13 protein-coding genes are annotated in these 14,450 nt (G+C 62.4%); 4 read left to right on the top strand and 9 right to left on the bottom strand.

Annotated features, from left to right (window positions below):
* Positions 1 to 59: 59 nt before the first annotated feature.
* The 9 genes from AB7M33_RS25315 to AB7M33_RS25275 form a co-directional block, all read right to left on the bottom strand.
* Entirely contained in the window at positions 60 to 1,421 is a 1,362-nt protein-coding gene (locus AB7M33_RS25315; RefSeq protein ID WP_027593607.1) for an MFS transporter, read from the bottom strand.
* Positions 1,422 to 1,525: 104 nt separating this feature from the next.
* Positions 1,526 to 2,437 carry a 5-dehydro-4-deoxyglucarate dehydratase gene (gene kdgD, locus AB7M33_RS25310; protein ID WP_099429090.1) on the bottom strand — a complete coding sequence of 304 codons (912 nt, stop codon included), beginning with the start codon at positions 2,435 to 2,437 and terminating at the stop codon, positions 1,526 to 1,528.
* Positions 2,438 to 2,886: 449 nt separating this feature from the next.
* Positions 2,887 to 3,696 carry a gamma-glutamyl-gamma-aminobutyrate hydrolase family protein gene (locus AB7M33_RS25305; RefSeq protein WP_099429091.1) on the bottom strand — a complete coding sequence of 270 codons (810 nt, stop codon included), beginning with the start codon at positions 3,694 to 3,696 and terminating at the stop codon, positions 2,887 to 2,889.
* Positions 3,697 to 4,123: 427 nt separating this feature from the next.
* A complete protein-coding gene (locus tag AB7M33_RS25300) occupies positions 4,124 to 4,906 on the bottom strand; it encodes an amino acid ABC transporter ATP-binding protein (RefSeq protein ID WP_027593604.1) in 783 nt (260 codons plus the stop codon).
* A 20-nt stretch (positions 4,907 to 4,926) separates the two neighbouring features.
* Entirely contained in the window at positions 4,927 to 6,171 is a 1,245-nt protein-coding gene (locus AB7M33_RS25295) for an NAD(P)/FAD-dependent oxidoreductase (protein WP_454243921.1), read from the bottom strand.
* Positions 6,172 to 6,187: 16 nt separating this feature from the next.
* Positions 6,188 to 6,898: an ABC transporter permease gene (locus AB7M33_RS25290; RefSeq protein WP_265970221.1), complete on the bottom strand. Its 711-nt coding sequence runs from the start codon at positions 6,896 to 6,898 to the stop codon at positions 6,188 to 6,190.
* Positions 6,895 to 7,614, bottom strand: coding sequence for an ABC transporter permease (locus AB7M33_RS25285; RefSeq protein WP_027593601.1), 720 nt, complete (start codon positions 7,612 to 7,614; stop codon positions 6,895 to 6,897). The genes AB7M33_RS25290 and AB7M33_RS25285 overlap by 4 nt, the downstream gene beginning before the upstream one ends.
* Positions 7,615 to 7,785: 171 nt before the next feature.
* Positions 7,786 to 8,538, bottom strand: coding sequence for a transporter substrate-binding domain-containing protein (locus AB7M33_RS25280; RefSeq protein ID WP_099429094.1), 753 nt, complete (start codon positions 8,536 to 8,538; stop codon positions 7,786 to 7,788).
* 21 nt (positions 8,539 to 8,559) lie between these two features.
* Positions 8,560 to 9,432, bottom strand: coding sequence for a MurR/RpiR family transcriptional regulator (locus AB7M33_RS25275; RefSeq protein WP_027593599.1), 873 nt, complete (start codon positions 9,430 to 9,432; stop codon positions 8,560 to 8,562).
* 143 nt (positions 9,433 to 9,575) lie between these two features.
* Here AB7M33_RS25275 and AB7M33_RS25270 point away from each other — a divergent pair, with 143 nt between their 5' ends.
* From AB7M33_RS25270 to tpx, 4 genes are all read left to right on the top strand, one after another.
* The gene (locus AB7M33_RS25270; protein WP_099429095.1) at positions 9,576 to 10,601 is read left to right on the top strand and encodes an Ldh family oxidoreductase; all 1,026 of its coding nucleotides are present in this window, start codon (positions 9,576 to 9,578) and stop codon (positions 10,599 to 10,601) included.
* 209 nt (positions 10,602 to 10,810) lie between these two features.
* Entirely contained in the window at positions 10,811 to 12,007 is a 1,197-nt protein-coding gene (locus tag AB7M33_RS25265) for an amino acid aminotransferase (RefSeq protein WP_085274409.1), read from the top strand.
* Between the two features lie 240 nt (positions 12,008 to 12,247).
* The gene (locus AB7M33_RS25260; protein WP_454243920.1) at positions 12,248 to 13,528 is read left to right on the top strand and encodes a serine/threonine transporter; all 1,281 of its coding nucleotides are present in this window, start codon (positions 12,248 to 12,250) and stop codon (positions 13,526 to 13,528) included.
* 168 nt (positions 13,529 to 13,696) lie between these two features.
* Positions 13,697 to 14,197: a thiol peroxidase gene (tpx, locus tag AB7M33_RS25255; protein WP_252823768.1), complete on the top strand. Its 501-nt coding sequence runs from the start codon at positions 13,697 to 13,699 to the stop codon at positions 14,195 to 14,197.
* Positions 14,198 to 14,450 lie beyond the last annotated feature (253 nt).

The raw sequence follows: 14,450 nt of genomic DNA, 5'->3' as shown, positions 1-14,450 counted from the left end.
TTGCTCAGGCTTTATACATCCGCCCGCGGCCGGCAGGTGCCGGGCGCGGGCGTGTTCACTCAGTGTCGGGCGCTTGCCAGGTCACCATTGGCGGTGACGTCGGCTTCAGCCTTTGGGGGTTCATGCAGCTCGATGCGCTTGATCGGGCCGACGATCACCAGGTAGCTGAACACCGCGACCAGGGCGTTGGCGCCTACATACACCAGGGCCCACTTGAACGAACCGGTGGCGCTGATGATGTAGCCGATGACGATGGGCGTGGTGATCGAGGCGATGTTGCCGAAGGTGTTGAACAGGCCGCCCGAAAGGCCGGCGATCTGTTTGGGCGAGGTGTCGGCGACCACAGCCCAGCCCAGTGCACCAATGCCTTTGCCGAAGAAGGCCAAGGTCATGAAACCGACCACCATCCATTCAGCGTCGACATAGTTGCAGAAGACCATGGTGGTCGACAGCAACAGGCCGCAGACGATCGGCAGCTTGCGCGAGAAGGTCAGCGAATTGCCGCGGCGCAGCAGCCAGTCCGACAGCACCCCGCCCAGCACGCCACCGATGAAGCCGCAAATGGCCGGCAGCGAGGCAATGATGCCCGCCTTGAGGATGGTCATCCCACGCTCTTGCACCAGGTACACCGGGAACCACGTCAGGAAGAAGTAGGTGATGGCGTTGATGCAATACTGGCCCAGGTACACGCCCAGCAGCATGCGGCTGGTCAGCAACTGCTTGATGTAGCCCCATTTCGGGCCGTCGTTGCCGCGTTTCTGGTCCATGTCCACCAGGCCGCCGTTCTGCTCGATGTGCTCGAGCTCGCTTTGGCTGATGCGCGGGTGTTGCTTGGGGTTGTAGATGGTCTTCATCCACACGAACGAGAACAGGATGCCGAGGCCGCCCATGACCACGAACACGTGTTCCCAACCGAAGCTGAAGACGATCCAGCCCATGATCGGGGCAAACAGTGCGGTGGCGAAGTATTGCGCCGAGTTGAAGATGGCCGAGGCCGTGCCGCGTTCTGCGGTGGGGAACCAGGCCGCGACGATGCGGGCGTTGCCCGGGAACGACGGGGCTTCGGCAAAACCGACCAGAAAACGCAGGGTGAACAGCGTCACGATTGCCCATGCCACCGGCAGGCCACCGACAAACCCTTGCAACAGGGTGAACAGCGACCAGGTGAAGATGCTGAAGGCGTAGACGTTCTTGGAGCCGAAACGGTCGAGCAGCCAGCCACCAGGGATCTGGCCAGCCACGTAAGCCCATCCAAAGGCAGAGAAGATATAACCGAGGGTGACGGCGTCAATGCCGAGGTCTTTCTGCAGGCTGGAGCCTGCGATTGCAATGGTAGCGCGGTCGGCATAGTTGATCGTGGTCACCAGAAACAGCATGAACAGGATCAGGTAGCGCACATGCGTCTTCTTAGTCGCTTGCATGCTGGTAGTACTCCCACTAGTTATTTTTGTGCGGGCTCACGAGGTGTAACCGGAGTGGGGGCTTCCCACTCCGGGTGCGGCTGAGACAGGCCGCGGGGGTTCGCTTATTGCGGACCCATCTTGTCCATCAGGGCTGCGAGCATTTCGTATTCTTCAGCAGTCAGGTCGGTCAGCGGCGTGCGCACCGGGCCTGCGTCGTAACCGGCGAGCTTGGCGCCCGCCTTGACGATGCTGACTGCGTAGCCGGCCTTGCGGTTACGGATGTCCAGGTACGGCAGGAAGAAGTCGTCGATCAGCTTGCCAACGGTGGCGTGGTCTTCGCGGGCGATGGCGTGGTAGAAGTCCATCGCGGTCTTTGGCACGAAGTTGAACACGGCCGACGAGTAGACCGGCACACCCAAGGCCTTGTAGGCAGCAGCATACACTTCGGCGGTCGGCAGGCCACCCAGGTAGCTGAAACGATCGCCCAGGCGGCGGCGGATCGACACCATCAGCTCGATATCACCCAGGCCATCTTTGTAGCCGATCAGGTTCGGGCAACGCTCGGCGAGTTTTTCCAGCAGGTCGGCGTTCAAGCGGCAGACGTTACGGTTGTAGACCACTACACCGATCTTCACCGATTTGCACACGGCTTCGACGTGGGCGGCGACGCCGTCCTGGCTGGCTTCAGTCAGGTAGTGCGGCAGCAGCAGCAGGCCCTTGGCACCCAGGCGCTCGGCTTCTTGCGCGTATTCGATGGCCTGGCGGGTCGAGCCACCAACGCCGGCGAGGATCGGTACCGAAGTGGCGCAGGTGTCGACGGCAGTCTTGATCACCTGGCTGTATTCGCTGGCCGCCAGGGAGAAGAACTCACCGGTACCGCCGGCTGCGAACAGGGCGCTGGCGCCATAAGGGGCCAGCCATTCCAGGCGTTTGATGTAACCCGCCTGGTTGAAGTCGCCCTGGGCATTGAAGTCGGTGACCGGGAAAGACAGCAGGCCGTGGGAGAGGATGGATTTCAGTTCTTGTGGATTCATTGTTATAGGCATCCTGTGGCGCTTGGGTGAGGGTGTGTAGAAGCGATGGAGGTAAGTTATCGTACAACTTGTACGATGACTAGTCCCTCGATGCATTTTTTTTCCCTGATGGGCTGAGGAAGGCGTGTTTCTGCAGGCGTCCCTTTCGCGGGTAAACCCGCTCCCACAGGGATAGCGCGAACATTCAGCACCTAGAAAACCCCGTGGGAGCGGGCTTGCCCGCGAATGGGGCGTAGTAGGCGACAACCGATACATGCATGAAGCCTGGCACCCAGGTTCATGGCAAACAGTCATCGTATCTCTTGAGGGGGAAGGAAAAAACGATCGCGGAGACAGGCACAAGCCCGCCGCCCGCATCCACGGGAAGTGTTCTGGGACCAGCAGAGGGTGACCGGGGAAGCGGGGGCGGCCTTGCGCCGCCCCGCGATCAAAGCTAACGAAGCTTTGTGTCAGGCAGCCTGATGGTGCTTGACCTGGGACTTGCGAACCTGGGCGCGGCAAGCGTCGCCGAAGGCTTGGAAGATCTTGATCGAATCAGGGTTTTTCGCGGCTTGCCACTCGGGGTGCCACTGCACCGCGAACAGGAAGGGCGAAATGCTCGGGGCATGAATAGCCTCGACCAGGCCGTCTTCGGCGAGGGCGATTGGCTCGATGCCTTTACCCAGGTTGCGCAGGCCTTGGCCATGCAGCGAGTTCACGCGGATCTCGTCGCAGCCCAGGGTGTCGCGCAGCCAGCTGCCTGGCTTGACCTTCACGGCATGCACTTGAGCGTACTGCACGTCGACCGGGTCTTCGGGGTTTTCGCGGTGGTCGTTGAAGCCTGGCTCGGCGTACACCTTCTGGTAGATGTCGCCACCCAGCGCCACGTTGATTTCCTGCATGCCACGGCAGATGCCGAAGATCGGCAGGCCACGCTTGAGGGCTGCCTTGACCAGCGGGATGTCGAACAGGTCGCGTGCCTTGTCCTGGCCTTTGCCGGGGGTTTCGTTCTCCTGGCCGTACAGGGCCGGGTCGATGTTGCTGCCGGCACCGGTCAGGTAGACGCCGTCGGCCATGTCCAGGTAGGTCTCGAGGTCTTCAGTGCCACAGCAGGTGGGCACCAGGACCGGGACGCAACCGGCGAAGTCGACCAGCGGAGTAATGTATTTGTGGGTCATGACCTGATAGTCATGGCCTTTGCGCTCTTGGCTGCCCATGGTCATCAGGACGACAGGTTTGCGCAGGGAAGGTTGCTTGTTGCCAATGTTGCTGTTGGACATATGTCACCTTGGGACAGGTTCGACCTGTCGTTGTTGTGCAGGCGCACGGCCGGGGCCTTGAGTGCGACCTGAAGCCCCGAGCACTGCCGGCTCGTCAGAGGCGACGATTCCGGTCGGGACTTGTTGCTAGCTTGCCAGAGCCGTTCGATATGTCAAACGACTGGTAGAGGCTTTAGAGGGGGGTATACGCCGATTTCAGGGGGGTTAAACCGTTGCAGGCCTGTGGCGGCAAGGGTTTGGCAGGGGGTGAGGTCAATTATATTTAACGACGCAGTTGGTTCATTGCAGCGGTGCAATGAAGGCGGCGTATGCATTGGCACGCCACCTGTAATCGATGGACTTGTGCTGCGAAGAGGCCAGTGGCAGCCACGAAGATTTACGGTGCTGTCACTGGCCTCTTCGCAGCGCAAGGCTGCTCCTACACGGATCAGTGCAGTATCTGCGCCAGGAACCCTTTGGCCCGCTCGGTCTTCGGTTGGTTGAAGAACACCTGCGGCGGGCTGTCCTCGATGATCTGCCCACCTTCAAGGAACAGCACCCGCTCGGCCACCTGCCGGGCAAAGCCCATTTCATGGGTGACGCAGAGCATCGTCATGCCGGTGTCGGCCAATTTCACCAGCACATCCAGCACCTCGGCGACCATCTCTGGGTCCAGCGCCGAGGTCGGCTCGTCAAACAGCATGATGCGGGGTTTCATGCACAAGGCGCGGGCGATGGCCACGCGTTGTTGCTGGCCGCCGGACAGCTGGCTGGGGTATTTGTGCGCCTGGCTCTCGATGCCGACCTTGGCCAGGTACATGCGTGCGCGTTCCTCGGCGTCCTTGCGCGACAGCCCGCGCACGCTGGTGGGGGCCAGCAGGCAGTTGTCGAGCACGCTCATGTGCGGGAACAGGTTGAAGTGCTGGAACACCATGCCGATCTCGCTGCGGATCTGCGCCGCCTGGCGCGTGGTGGCGGCCAGGTCGGTGCCATCCACCTGGACGCTGCCTTTTTCGGCCACTTCCAGGCGATTGATGCAGCGGATCAGCGTCGACTTGCCCGAACCGGACGGGCCGCACAGGACGATGCGTTCGCCTTCGCGGACCTGCAGGTCGATGTCGCGCAAGACATGAAACGCGCCATAGTGCTTGTTCAAACCCTCGATACGGATCAGTACCGGGCGCGGGTCGGGTGCTGGAGCAAGGCTGGCAAGGCTCAAAGGGGCGGTCATATTGTTGTTCTCCGCAGGGTTCAGTCGAAACGTGTCGCGCTGTAGGGCGCAGGGTCGGTAAACGGGCGCTCGCCGGTCAGCAGTTCTGCCAGCAGCCGGCCACTGACCGGGCCCAGGGTGAGGCCATGGTGTGCATGCCCGAAGTTGAACCACAGGCCTTTGTGCCGCGGCGCTGGGCCAATCACTGGGCGCATGTCTGGCAGGCACGGGCGCCGGCCCAGCCACGGCGAGTCATCGAGGCGTTCGCCGAGTGCTGGGAACAACCGCCGGGCCAAGGCTTCACAGCGGCGCAGCTGGATTTCGTTGCCTGGCGCGTCGCTGGCAGCAAACTCGATACCGGTGGTCAGGCGCACGCCCCGGGCCATGGGCGCCAACACATAGCCGCCTTGGGTATCGCAGATCGAATGCTCGAGTTGCGCACCGTCACGGGTGGCGTAGTGCATGTGGTAGCCGCGCTTGATCGCCAGCGGGATCTGGTAGCCAAGGCCTTCATAGAGGTCGGCCGACTGTGGGCCGAGGCAGGCCACCACTTCGTCGGCGGTGACAGGGCCGCGACGGCTGTCGACCTGCCATTGCCCTTCGACCTGGCGCAGGCTGCGCGCATCGCCATGCAGGAACTGCCCGCCACGTTGGACGAACAGCGCCGCATAGCCGCGGGTGAGGGCGCCGGGGTTGTTCACGGTCTTCGGGTCGAGCCAATGAATGCCACCCACCACGGTGCTGTCCAGTTGGTGTTCGCGTGCCTGAAGCTGCCCGCATTCGAGAATCTCGTACTGCAGGCCGTAACGGCTCAAGCCTTTGAGGTCCTCCTTGGCCTGCTTGAACAGGGCCGGGTCGCGGAACACCTCGATCCAGCCTTTGGCCTGAATCAGCCCTCCCAGGCCGGCGGCTTCGATCAGCGCGTCATGCTCTTCGACGCAGCGCTGTACCAGCGGCAACATGTCGGCGGCGGCACCCGCCAGGCGCCCCGGTGCCGACTGGCGCCAGTAGCGCCACAGCCACGGTGCGGCCTTGGGCAAGTGCAGCAAGCTGTAGCGTACGTCGGGCTGGCGGTTCAGGCCGTAACGCAGCAGCGCGCCCGCTTGCCGGGGGAAGGCATACGGAATCACGCTGGAGCGCTCGATCAGCCCGGCGTTGCCATGGCTGGTGCCGCTGCCGGGTTCGTCGCGGTCGATCAGAATCACCTGGCGCCCGCGCGCCTGCAGGTGCAGCGCGGTGCTGACGCCGACAATGCCGGCGCCGAGAACGAGAGTCTGGCAATGCATGGAACGTATCCTTCGGTCAGTTCAGGTGGCGGCCCAGGCGGGCTTCCAGGTGTTTCAGGAGGCGCCGCACCAGCTCGACGATCACCAGGTAGAGCACGGCGGCCCACAGGTAGATCTGGAAGTCGAAACTGCGCGAGAACGCCAGTTTGGTCACGCCCATCAGGTCGTAGATGGTCACCAGCGAAGCAATCGCGCTGGCCTTGATCATCAGGATCAGTTCATTGCCCAGTGGGCCGATGGCCACCAGCAGCGACTGCGGCAAGATCACCTTGAAGAAGGTGGTCGAGCGGCTCAGGTTCAGTGCCCGCGCCGCCTCATGCTGCCCAGGCGCGACGGCCATCAGGCTGCCGCGGAAGATCTCGGCCTGGTAGGCGGCGGTGTTCAGGGTGAATGCCAGCAACGTGCAGAACCACGCTTCGCGGAAGAACCACCAGAGGCCGACGTCCTGCCAGAAACCTTTCAACGAGCCGAGGCCGTAATAAAGGAGGAACAACTGCGCCAGCAGCGGCGAGCCGCGGAAGAAGTACACATAACCGGCCGACAGGCGCTGCAGCACCTGGCTGCGCGACAAGCGTGCCAGTGCCAGCAGCAGGCCGAGTACGGCGCCCAGGGTGAATGAAATCGCCACCAGCTTGGCTGTCACCAGCAGCCCATCGACGAAGCGCGGGCCGTAGCGTTCCAGCAGGTCCGGGTCGAGGACGACTGCCAGCCATTGTTCGATATTCATGCCCGGGCTCCTTGCAGGTGACGGCTGCTGCGCCGTTCGATGAAGGCAAAGACCCGTCCCGAGACCGCCGAGAACAGCAGGTAACCCAGGCAGGCAACGCCATAGAAGAACATCGGCTCTTTGGTCACGCTGACGGCCAGGTTGGTCTGGCGCATCAGGTCGACCAGCGAGATGGTCGACACCAGCGAGGTGTCCTTGAGCAGCGACAACCAGTTGTTGGACAGGCCGGGCAGGGCGATGCGCGTCAGTTGTGGCAGCACCACCTTGAAGAAGCCTGTGCGCTTGCTCAGGCCCAGTGCCGAGCACGCTTCAAGTTGCCCTTTGGGCAGGGTCTTGAAGGCCGCCAGCCAGATTTCGCTGGAGAATGCGGCAAACACCAGGCTGAAGGCGATCATGGCGGCCAGGAACGTGTTGATGAGGAATTCGCCTTGATAGCCGAGGGCGGCCAACACTTTTTGCGCGGCGATCTGGCAGCCGTAATAGATGATCAGCAGCGTCAGCAGTTCGGGCAGGCCGCGGAACACGGTAGAAAAGGTCGTGGCCCAGGCCCGTGGCAGGCGTTTGCGCGAACGTGCGGCAAACGCTACGGCCAGGCCCAGCGGCAGGCCGATGGGCAGGCAGGCGAGGGCCAGCGAAACGGTGACCAAGGCGCCGGCCAGCAACGCCTGGCCCCAGCCACCGCTGGCGAAGGACAGCAAGGACAATTGATCGAGCATGACAAACCCCTAAGGTGGGCAACGCGTTCTTTTGGTAGGAGCGGCCTTGTGTCGCGAAAGGGCTGCGGAGCAGCCCCAGGGTGTATGCCGCGGCACAGATTGCAGGGGGCCGCTTTGCAGCCCTTTCGCAGCACAAGGCTGCTCCTACAGGATTGCGTCGTTTCCTGAAGATCAGTTGTAGATATCGAAGGCGAAATACTTGCTGGCGATCTTCTGGTAGGTACCGTTGGCAACGATCTGTTGCAGTGCGGTATTCAGGCGTTGGCGCAGCGCCTCGTCATCCTTGCGCACGGCGATGGCCGCGTCGGCCTTGGTGTCGGCCACGTCGCCGAGGATCTTGCAGCAGTCCTGGCCGTTCTTGGTCATCCACTCGTGCAGGGGGAACTTGTCGGCGATCACGCCATCCAGGCGGCCTGCGGCCAGGTCGGCGTTGGCTTCATCCATGGTCGGGTAGAGTTTCACGTCGGCACCGGCCTTGCCGTAGACGTCTTCGGCATAGATGGCTTGGGTAGACGAGGATTGGGCGCCCACGGTGTAGCCGACGAAGTTGTTCTGGGCATCGGTGATCTTGCTGTCCTTGGCCACAGCCACAGTCAGCGGGGTACGGTAGTAATGATCGGTGAAGGCGATTTTCTTGCGGCGCTCTTCGGTATCGATCATCGACGCGACCACGGCGTCGTACTTGCGCGCCATCAGGGCCGGGATGATGCCTTCCCAATCCTGGGCGACCAGGGTGCATTCGACTTTCATCTGTTCGCACAGGGCGTGGGTGATGTCGATGTCGAAGCCGTGCAGCTGGTTATCGGCGTCGACATAGTTGAAGGGCGGGTAGGCACCTTCGGTGGCGAAACGCAGGGTTTCAGCACTGGCGGCGCCCGCCAGCAGCAGGGCACACGCACCTACCATAGCCATGGTCTTGTTCATCTCGCACCTCTTGCACTCTTGCTATTGTTGTTTTCCCGCCGGCCACGAGGTGTAGCCGACGAATTCGTTATGTAGAGCGGCAGTCGCTTCCAAGCGTTTTTCAACATCCGGCCCGAGCTTCTTGCAGACCTCGTTGACCATCAGGTGCACCCACGACAGCATGGTCGCGGTGGATTCCCAGAACAGGTTGAATTCGGTGGGGATGCGGAACACCTCGTCAGCGTTGGCATCGGCCCAGTCACAGAAGGTATCGGTCACCAGGGTGACCGCAATGCCAGCCTCGCGCGCCTTCTGGCACAGCTGCAGGGCGTGGCGGGAATAACGACGCGCCTCGAACACCACCAGTGCGCTGTCTTCGGCGCGGCCCAACAGCACCTCACCGAAGTGCCCGGCGCTGAGGTCGACCAGTTGCACGCCGTCGCGCAGGTACTGCAGCAGGTGGCTCATGCACATGGCGACGCCGCGCTCGGTCTGAAAGCCGGCGATGAACACCCGTGGTTTGCTTGCCAGGCGCTGTGCCACGCGGTGCCAGGGCTCGCTCTGGCGGTACTCGTGCACACGCACCAGGGCGGCGATTTCCAGCTCCAGGCTGCCGGCGTTGTCGCTGGCATCATGGTTCTGGCGGTAGTCTTGCAAGCGGTCACCGACCAGCCACGGGCCATCGCCCAGGTCGTTCTGCAGGTCTTGCTTGAGCGCCTTGAGGTGGGCATAACCTAACGAGCGGCAGAAACGGCCAACACTGGATTCGCTGACACCCAGCTTGGCAGCGATGCTGGCCGAGGTCTGAAAGGGCAGTTCGTGCAGGTTGGCAAGCATGTAGCTGGCGATCGTGCGGCCTGAGGCGGCAGCCCCTTGCAGGCTGTTTTCCAGGCGTTGCTTGATCGGTTGGCTCATGCTGTTTCTCCGGGGGTGAGGCTTGCGATAGAAAATGAATGTTTTCTGTCATCAAGTCAATATTTGACAGATAGCTGTCACATGCAGGAAAGTTTTTGTCGTTGCAACGCTGTAGCCACTCTAATTCCAACAAGGAGCTTCAGATGTCCGCACCTTCCACTGGCACTGCCGTGCGTGTGCCTTTTACCGAGCTGCAGAACCTGTTGCAGGCAATCCTCCAGCGTCATGGCTGCAGCGAAACCGTGGCCCAGGTGCTGGCCCACAACTGCGCTAGCGCCCAGCGCGATGGCGCTCACAGCCATGGTGTGTTCCGTATTCCGGGCTATGTCTCGACCTTGGCCAGTGGCTGGGTCGATGGCCAGGCCAGGCCGAAGGTCAGCGACGTGGCGGCTGGCTATGTGAGTGTCGATGCAGCGGGCGGATTTGCTCAGCCAGCGCTGGCGGCGGCCCGTGAGCTGTTGGTAGCCAAGGCACGCAATGCCGGCATCGCAGTGCTGGCGATCCACAACTCGCACCACTTCGCGGCGCTGTGGCCGGATGTAGAGCCGTTCGCCGAAGAGGGCCTGGTGGCCCTGAGTGTGGTCAACAGCATGACCTGCGTGGTGCCGCATGGTGCACGCAAACCGCTGTTTGGCACCAACCCCATCGCCTTTGCCGCGCCGTGTGCCGAACATGATCCGATCGTCTTTGACATGGCCACCAGCGCCATGGCCCATGGCGATGTGCAGATCGCTGCACGGGCCGGCCAGCAGTTGCCCGAGGGCATGGGCGTAGATGCCAACGGCCAGCCGACCACCGACCCCAAGGCCATTCTCGAAGGCGGGGCCTTGCTGCCGTTTGGCGGGCACAAGGGGTCGGCGTTGTCGATGATGGTCGAGCTGCTGGCGGCGGCGCTGACGGGCGGGAACTTCTCTTGGGAGTTCGACTGGTCCGGGCACCCTGGGGCCAAGACGCCCTGGACCGGGCAGTTGATCATCGTCATCGACCCGAGCAAGGCCGAAGGCGAGCGGTTTGCCCAGCGCAGCCGCGAGCTGGTGGAGCAGATGCAGGCCGTGGGCCTGACGCGGATGCCCGGGGAGCGGCGTTACCGCGAGCGCGAGGTGGCCGAGGAAGAGGGCGTGGCATTGACCGAGCAGGAACTGCAGGGCCTCAAGGCATTAGTTGCCTGAACCGGCCTCTTCGCGGGTAAACCCGCTCCCACAGGTTTGGCGTTGTGGGAGCGGGTTTACACGCGAAAGGGCCGTTACAGGCAGCACGAATCTAGGGCTGTGCAATCTTGCATAGACAACCTGCACAATCGGTGATGTTCCTCCACCGCGACTCCGGGTATCCTCAGGGCAGCCATTCCGAACTGTCCTGATCCAAGGAGCTGCACGCTGTGTTCAAACATGTCGATGCCTATGCCGGCGACCCGATCCTCTCGCTGATGGAAACCTTCAAGGCCGATCCCCGCGCCGACAAGGTCAACCTGAGTATCGGCCTGTACTACGATGAAGCCGGCGTGGTGCCACAACTGGCGGCGGTGGATGCCGTCGAAAAACGCATCGCAGGCGTTGCTCACGAAGCGTCGCTGTACCTGCCGATGGAAGGCCTGGCCAGCTACCGCCAAGCCATCCAGGCACTGCTGTTCGGTGCCGATCACCCGGCCGTGACCGGCGGCCGCGTGGCCACCGTGCAGACCGTGGGTGGTTCTGGCGCACTGAAAGTGGGTGCCGACTTCCTCAAGCGCTACTTCCCGCAGTCCGAAGTCTGGGTCAGCAACCCGACTTGGGACAACCACCGCGCCATCTTCGAAGGTGCCGGGTTCAAGGTGAATACCTACCCGTACTTCGACCAGGTCAGCCGTGGCGTCGACTTCGACGGCATGTTGGCAACCCTGCAGACCCTGCCGGCCAACAGCGTCGTGCTGCTGCACCCGTGCTGCCACAACCCGACCGGCGCCGACCTGGACCAGAACCAGTGGCAGCAGGTGGTGGAAGTGGTCAAGGCGCGTCAGTTGATCCCGTTCCTCGACATCGCCTACCAAGGCTTTGGTGAAGGCCTGGTGGAAGACGCCTACGCCATCCGCGAAATGGCCCGTGCCGGCGTACCGTGCCTGGTCAGCAACTCGTTCTCGAAGATCTTCTCGCTGTACGGCGAGCGGGTTGGGGGCCTGTCGGTGGTCTGCGACGATGACGCCACCGCGCAGAGCGTGCTCGGCCAGCTCAAGGCTACCGTGCGCCGCAACTACTCCAGCCCACCCAACTTCGGTGCCCAACTGGTCGCCGGCGTACTGGGCGATGCCGCGCTCAATGCCCAATGGGCGGCAGAAGTCGAAGTGATGCGTCAACGCATCCTGGACATGCGTCAGGCGTTGGTCGATGCGCTGGCCACGCTGCTGCCAGGCCAGGACTTCCAGTTCTTCCTGCGTCAACGCGGCATGTTCAGCTACACCGGTTTCAGCGTTGAGCAGGTGCGTCGCCTGCGTGACGAGTTCGGCGTTTACCTGATCGACAGCGGCCGGGTATGCATGTCCGGCCTGCGTCCGGCCAACCTGCAACGGGTTGCCGAGGCGTTCGCCGCCGTTCAGAAGTGATGTGATAGGGGCCGCTTCGCGCAACAGCTGTAGGAGCGGCCTTGCGCCGCGAATGGGGCGCGAAGCGGCCCCCGGTTTCACCCAGTTGTCATGACAAGTGCAACCGTCCCTCGGACGGGGCTTCGCAACCGCCCACTTTCAGTGCACAATCGCGCCCCTCTTTTTTGGTTGGGGAGCGCGAAGCGTCTGGTTCGCCATTCCCAGCCCTGTTGCAGTCTTGCGAGTGGAGCTACACCCGGAATGAATGAGCAGGCCCCAAGCGTCGAACGGCGCTATGAAGAATCGACCCCGGCAGCCTTGGGCAACTGGGCACGTCAAGACACCACCTGGATGCTGGGCCTGTTCGGCACCGCCATCGGCGCAGGTACTTTATTCCTGCCCATCAATGCTGGCCTCGGTGGCTTCTGGCCGCTGATCATCCTGGCCGTGCTGGCCTTCCCGATGACTTACTTCGCCCACCGTGGCCTGACCCGTTTCGTCCTCTCCGGGCGCAAGGGCGGGGACATCACCGAAGTGGTCGAGGAGCATTTCGGCATTACCGCCGGTGCATTGATCACCGTGCTGTACTTCTTCGCCATCTTCCCGATCCTGCTTATCTATAGCGTGGCGCTGACCAACACCGTCACCAGCTTCATGGAGCACCAGCTGCACATGACGCCGCCGCCGCGGGCGATCTTGTCGTTCGTGCTGATCCTGGGCCTGCTGGCCATTGTGCGCTGCGGTGAGCAGGCCACGGTCAAGGTCATGAGCCTGCTGGTCTACCCGTTCATCGTGGCCCTGGCGCTGCTGGGCCTGTACCTGGTACCGCACTGGACCGGTGGTATTCTCGACAGCGCCACCCAGCTGCCGTCGGGCTCGGCCTTCCTGCACACCGTGTGGCTGGCGATTCCGGTGATGGTGTTCTCGTTCAACCACTCGCCAATCATCTCGGCGTTCGCGGTCGACCAGAAGCGCCGTTACGGCGAGCATGCCGATGAGCGCAGCGGCCAGATCCTCGCCCGCGCCCACCTGCTGATGGTGGCCATGGTGCTGTTCTTCGTCTTCAGCTGCGTGCTGACTCTCAGCAGCGCCCAGCTGGCTGAAGCCAAGGCACAGAACCTGTCGATCCTGTCGTACCTGGCCAACCACTTCAGCAACCCGACCATTGAGTTTGCCGCACCGCTGATTGCCTTCATTGCTATCGCCAAGTCGTTCCTGGGCCACTACATCGGTGCCAGTGAAGGCCTGAAAGGCATCATTGCCAAAACCGGCGCGCGCCCGGGCGCCAAAGCCCTGGACCGCGTGGTCGCTGCGCTGATGCTGGTGGTGTGCTGGATCGTCGCCACCCTCAACCCAAGCATTCTGGGCATGATCGAATCGCTGGGCGGCCCGATCATCGCGGTGCTGCTGTTCCTGATGCCGATGTACGCCATTCGCCGCGTGCCTTCGATGCGCAAGTACAGTGGGGCGATGTCCAACGTGTTCGTGGTCGCGGTTGGCGTGGTTGCGCTGACGTCGGTGGTTTACGGCTTGCTGAGCTGATACACCGCCCGTGACAAGCAATGCCCAGGTCGCCTGTTGCGACCTGGGCATTTTTTTGTCCACAAGAATTGTCTGGCAATAAAACAATTTTTGCTTCACCCATAGGCACCCGGCCGCCTTCATGCTTAACTCGGTGTCCTTTTCAAACCCCGCATAAGGATTTCGTCCATGGCTCAAGTGACTCTCAAAGGCAACCCGGTTCAGGTCAAAGGCAACCTGCCGCAAGCCGGTGCTCAGGCGCCAGCCTTCTCGCTGGTGGGTGAAGGCCTGGCTGACAAGTCGCTGCAGGACTACGCCGGCAAGCGCAAGGTGCTGAACATCTTCCCGAGCGTCGACACCCCAACCTGTGCCACGTCGGTGCGCAAGTTCAATGCCCAGGCCAACGATGTAGCCAACACCGTGGTGCTGTGCATCTCCGCCGACCTGCCATTCGCCCAGGCGCGCTTCTGCGGTGCCGAAGGCCTGGAGAACGTGAAGAACCTGTCGACCCTGCGTGGCGCCGAGTTCCTCGAAAACTACGGTGTGGCCATCGCCGACGGCCCGCTGGCTGGCCTGGCTGCACGTGCAGTGGTCGTGCTGGACGAAAACGACAACGTGCTGCACAGCGAGCTGGTCGGTGAAATCGCTGACGAGCCGAACTACGAGGCTGCGCTGGCTGTTCTGAAATAAAGGCAGGTCGGGCCGGTGGGTTTACCTGTTCCGGCCCTTTCGCGGGTAAACCCGCTCCCACAGGATGGCCACTGGTCTTAGAAACAGTGGTCATCCTGTGGGAGCTGGTCGGTGAAATCGCTGACGAGCCGAACTACGAGGCTGCGCTGGCTGTTCTGAAATAAAGGCAGGTCGGGCCGGTGGGTTTACCTGTTCCGGCCCTTTCGCGGGTAAACCCGCTCCCACAGGATGGCCACTGGTCTTAGAAACAGTG

The organism is Pseudomonas sp. Y3 TE3536, from assembly GCF_053629175.1.
Note: the sequence above shows the minus strand (reverse complement) of the source record. Positions and strands in the feature narration are given on the sequence as shown.

Bases quoted from the DNA above. Each gene is read 5' to 3' on its own strand.
- AB7M33_RS25315 (WP_027593607.1), bottom strand. From the start codon at position 1,421: ATGCAAGCGACTAAGAAGACGCATGTGCGCTACCTGATCCTGTTCATG.
- kdgD (WP_099429090.1), bottom strand. From the start codon at position 2,437: ATGAATCCACAAGAACTGAAATCCATCCTCTCCCACGGCCTGCTGTCT.
- AB7M33_RS25305 (WP_099429091.1), bottom strand. From the start codon at position 3,696: ATGTCCAACAGCAACATTGGCAACAAGCAACCTTCCCTGCGCAAACCT.
- AB7M33_RS25300 (WP_027593604.1), bottom strand. From the start codon at position 4,906: ATGACCGCCCCTTTGAGCCTTGCCAGCCTTGCTCCAGCACCCGACCCG.
- AB7M33_RS25295 (WP_454243921.1), bottom strand. From the start codon at position 6,171: ATGCATTGCCAGACTCTCGTTCTCGGCGCCGGCATTGTCGGCGTCAGC.
- AB7M33_RS25290 (WP_265970221.1), bottom strand. From the start codon at position 6,898: ATGAATATCGAACAATGGCTGGCAGTCGTCCTCGACCCGGACCTGCTG.
- AB7M33_RS25285 (WP_027593601.1), bottom strand. From the start codon at position 7,614: ATGCTCGATCAATTGTCCTTGCTGTCCTTCGCCAGCGGTGGCTGGGGC.
- AB7M33_RS25280 (WP_099429094.1), bottom strand. From the start codon at position 8,538: ATGAACAAGACCATGGCTATGGTAGGTGCGTGTGCCCTGCTGCTGGCG.
- AB7M33_RS25275 (WP_027593599.1), bottom strand. From the start codon at position 9,432: ATGAGCCAACCGATCAAGCAACGCCTGGAAAACAGCCTGCAAGGGGCT.
- AB7M33_RS25270 (WP_099429095.1), top strand. From the start codon at position 9,576: ATGTCCGCACCTTCCACTGGCACTGCCGTGCGTGTGCCTTTTACCGAG.
- AB7M33_RS25260 (WP_454243920.1), top strand. From the start codon at position 12,248: ATGAATGAGCAGGCCCCAAGCGTCGAACGGCGCTATGAAGAATCGACC.
- tpx (WP_252823768.1), top strand. From the start codon at position 13,697: ATGGCTCAAGTGACTCTCAAAGGCAACCCGGTTCAGGTCAAAGGCAAC.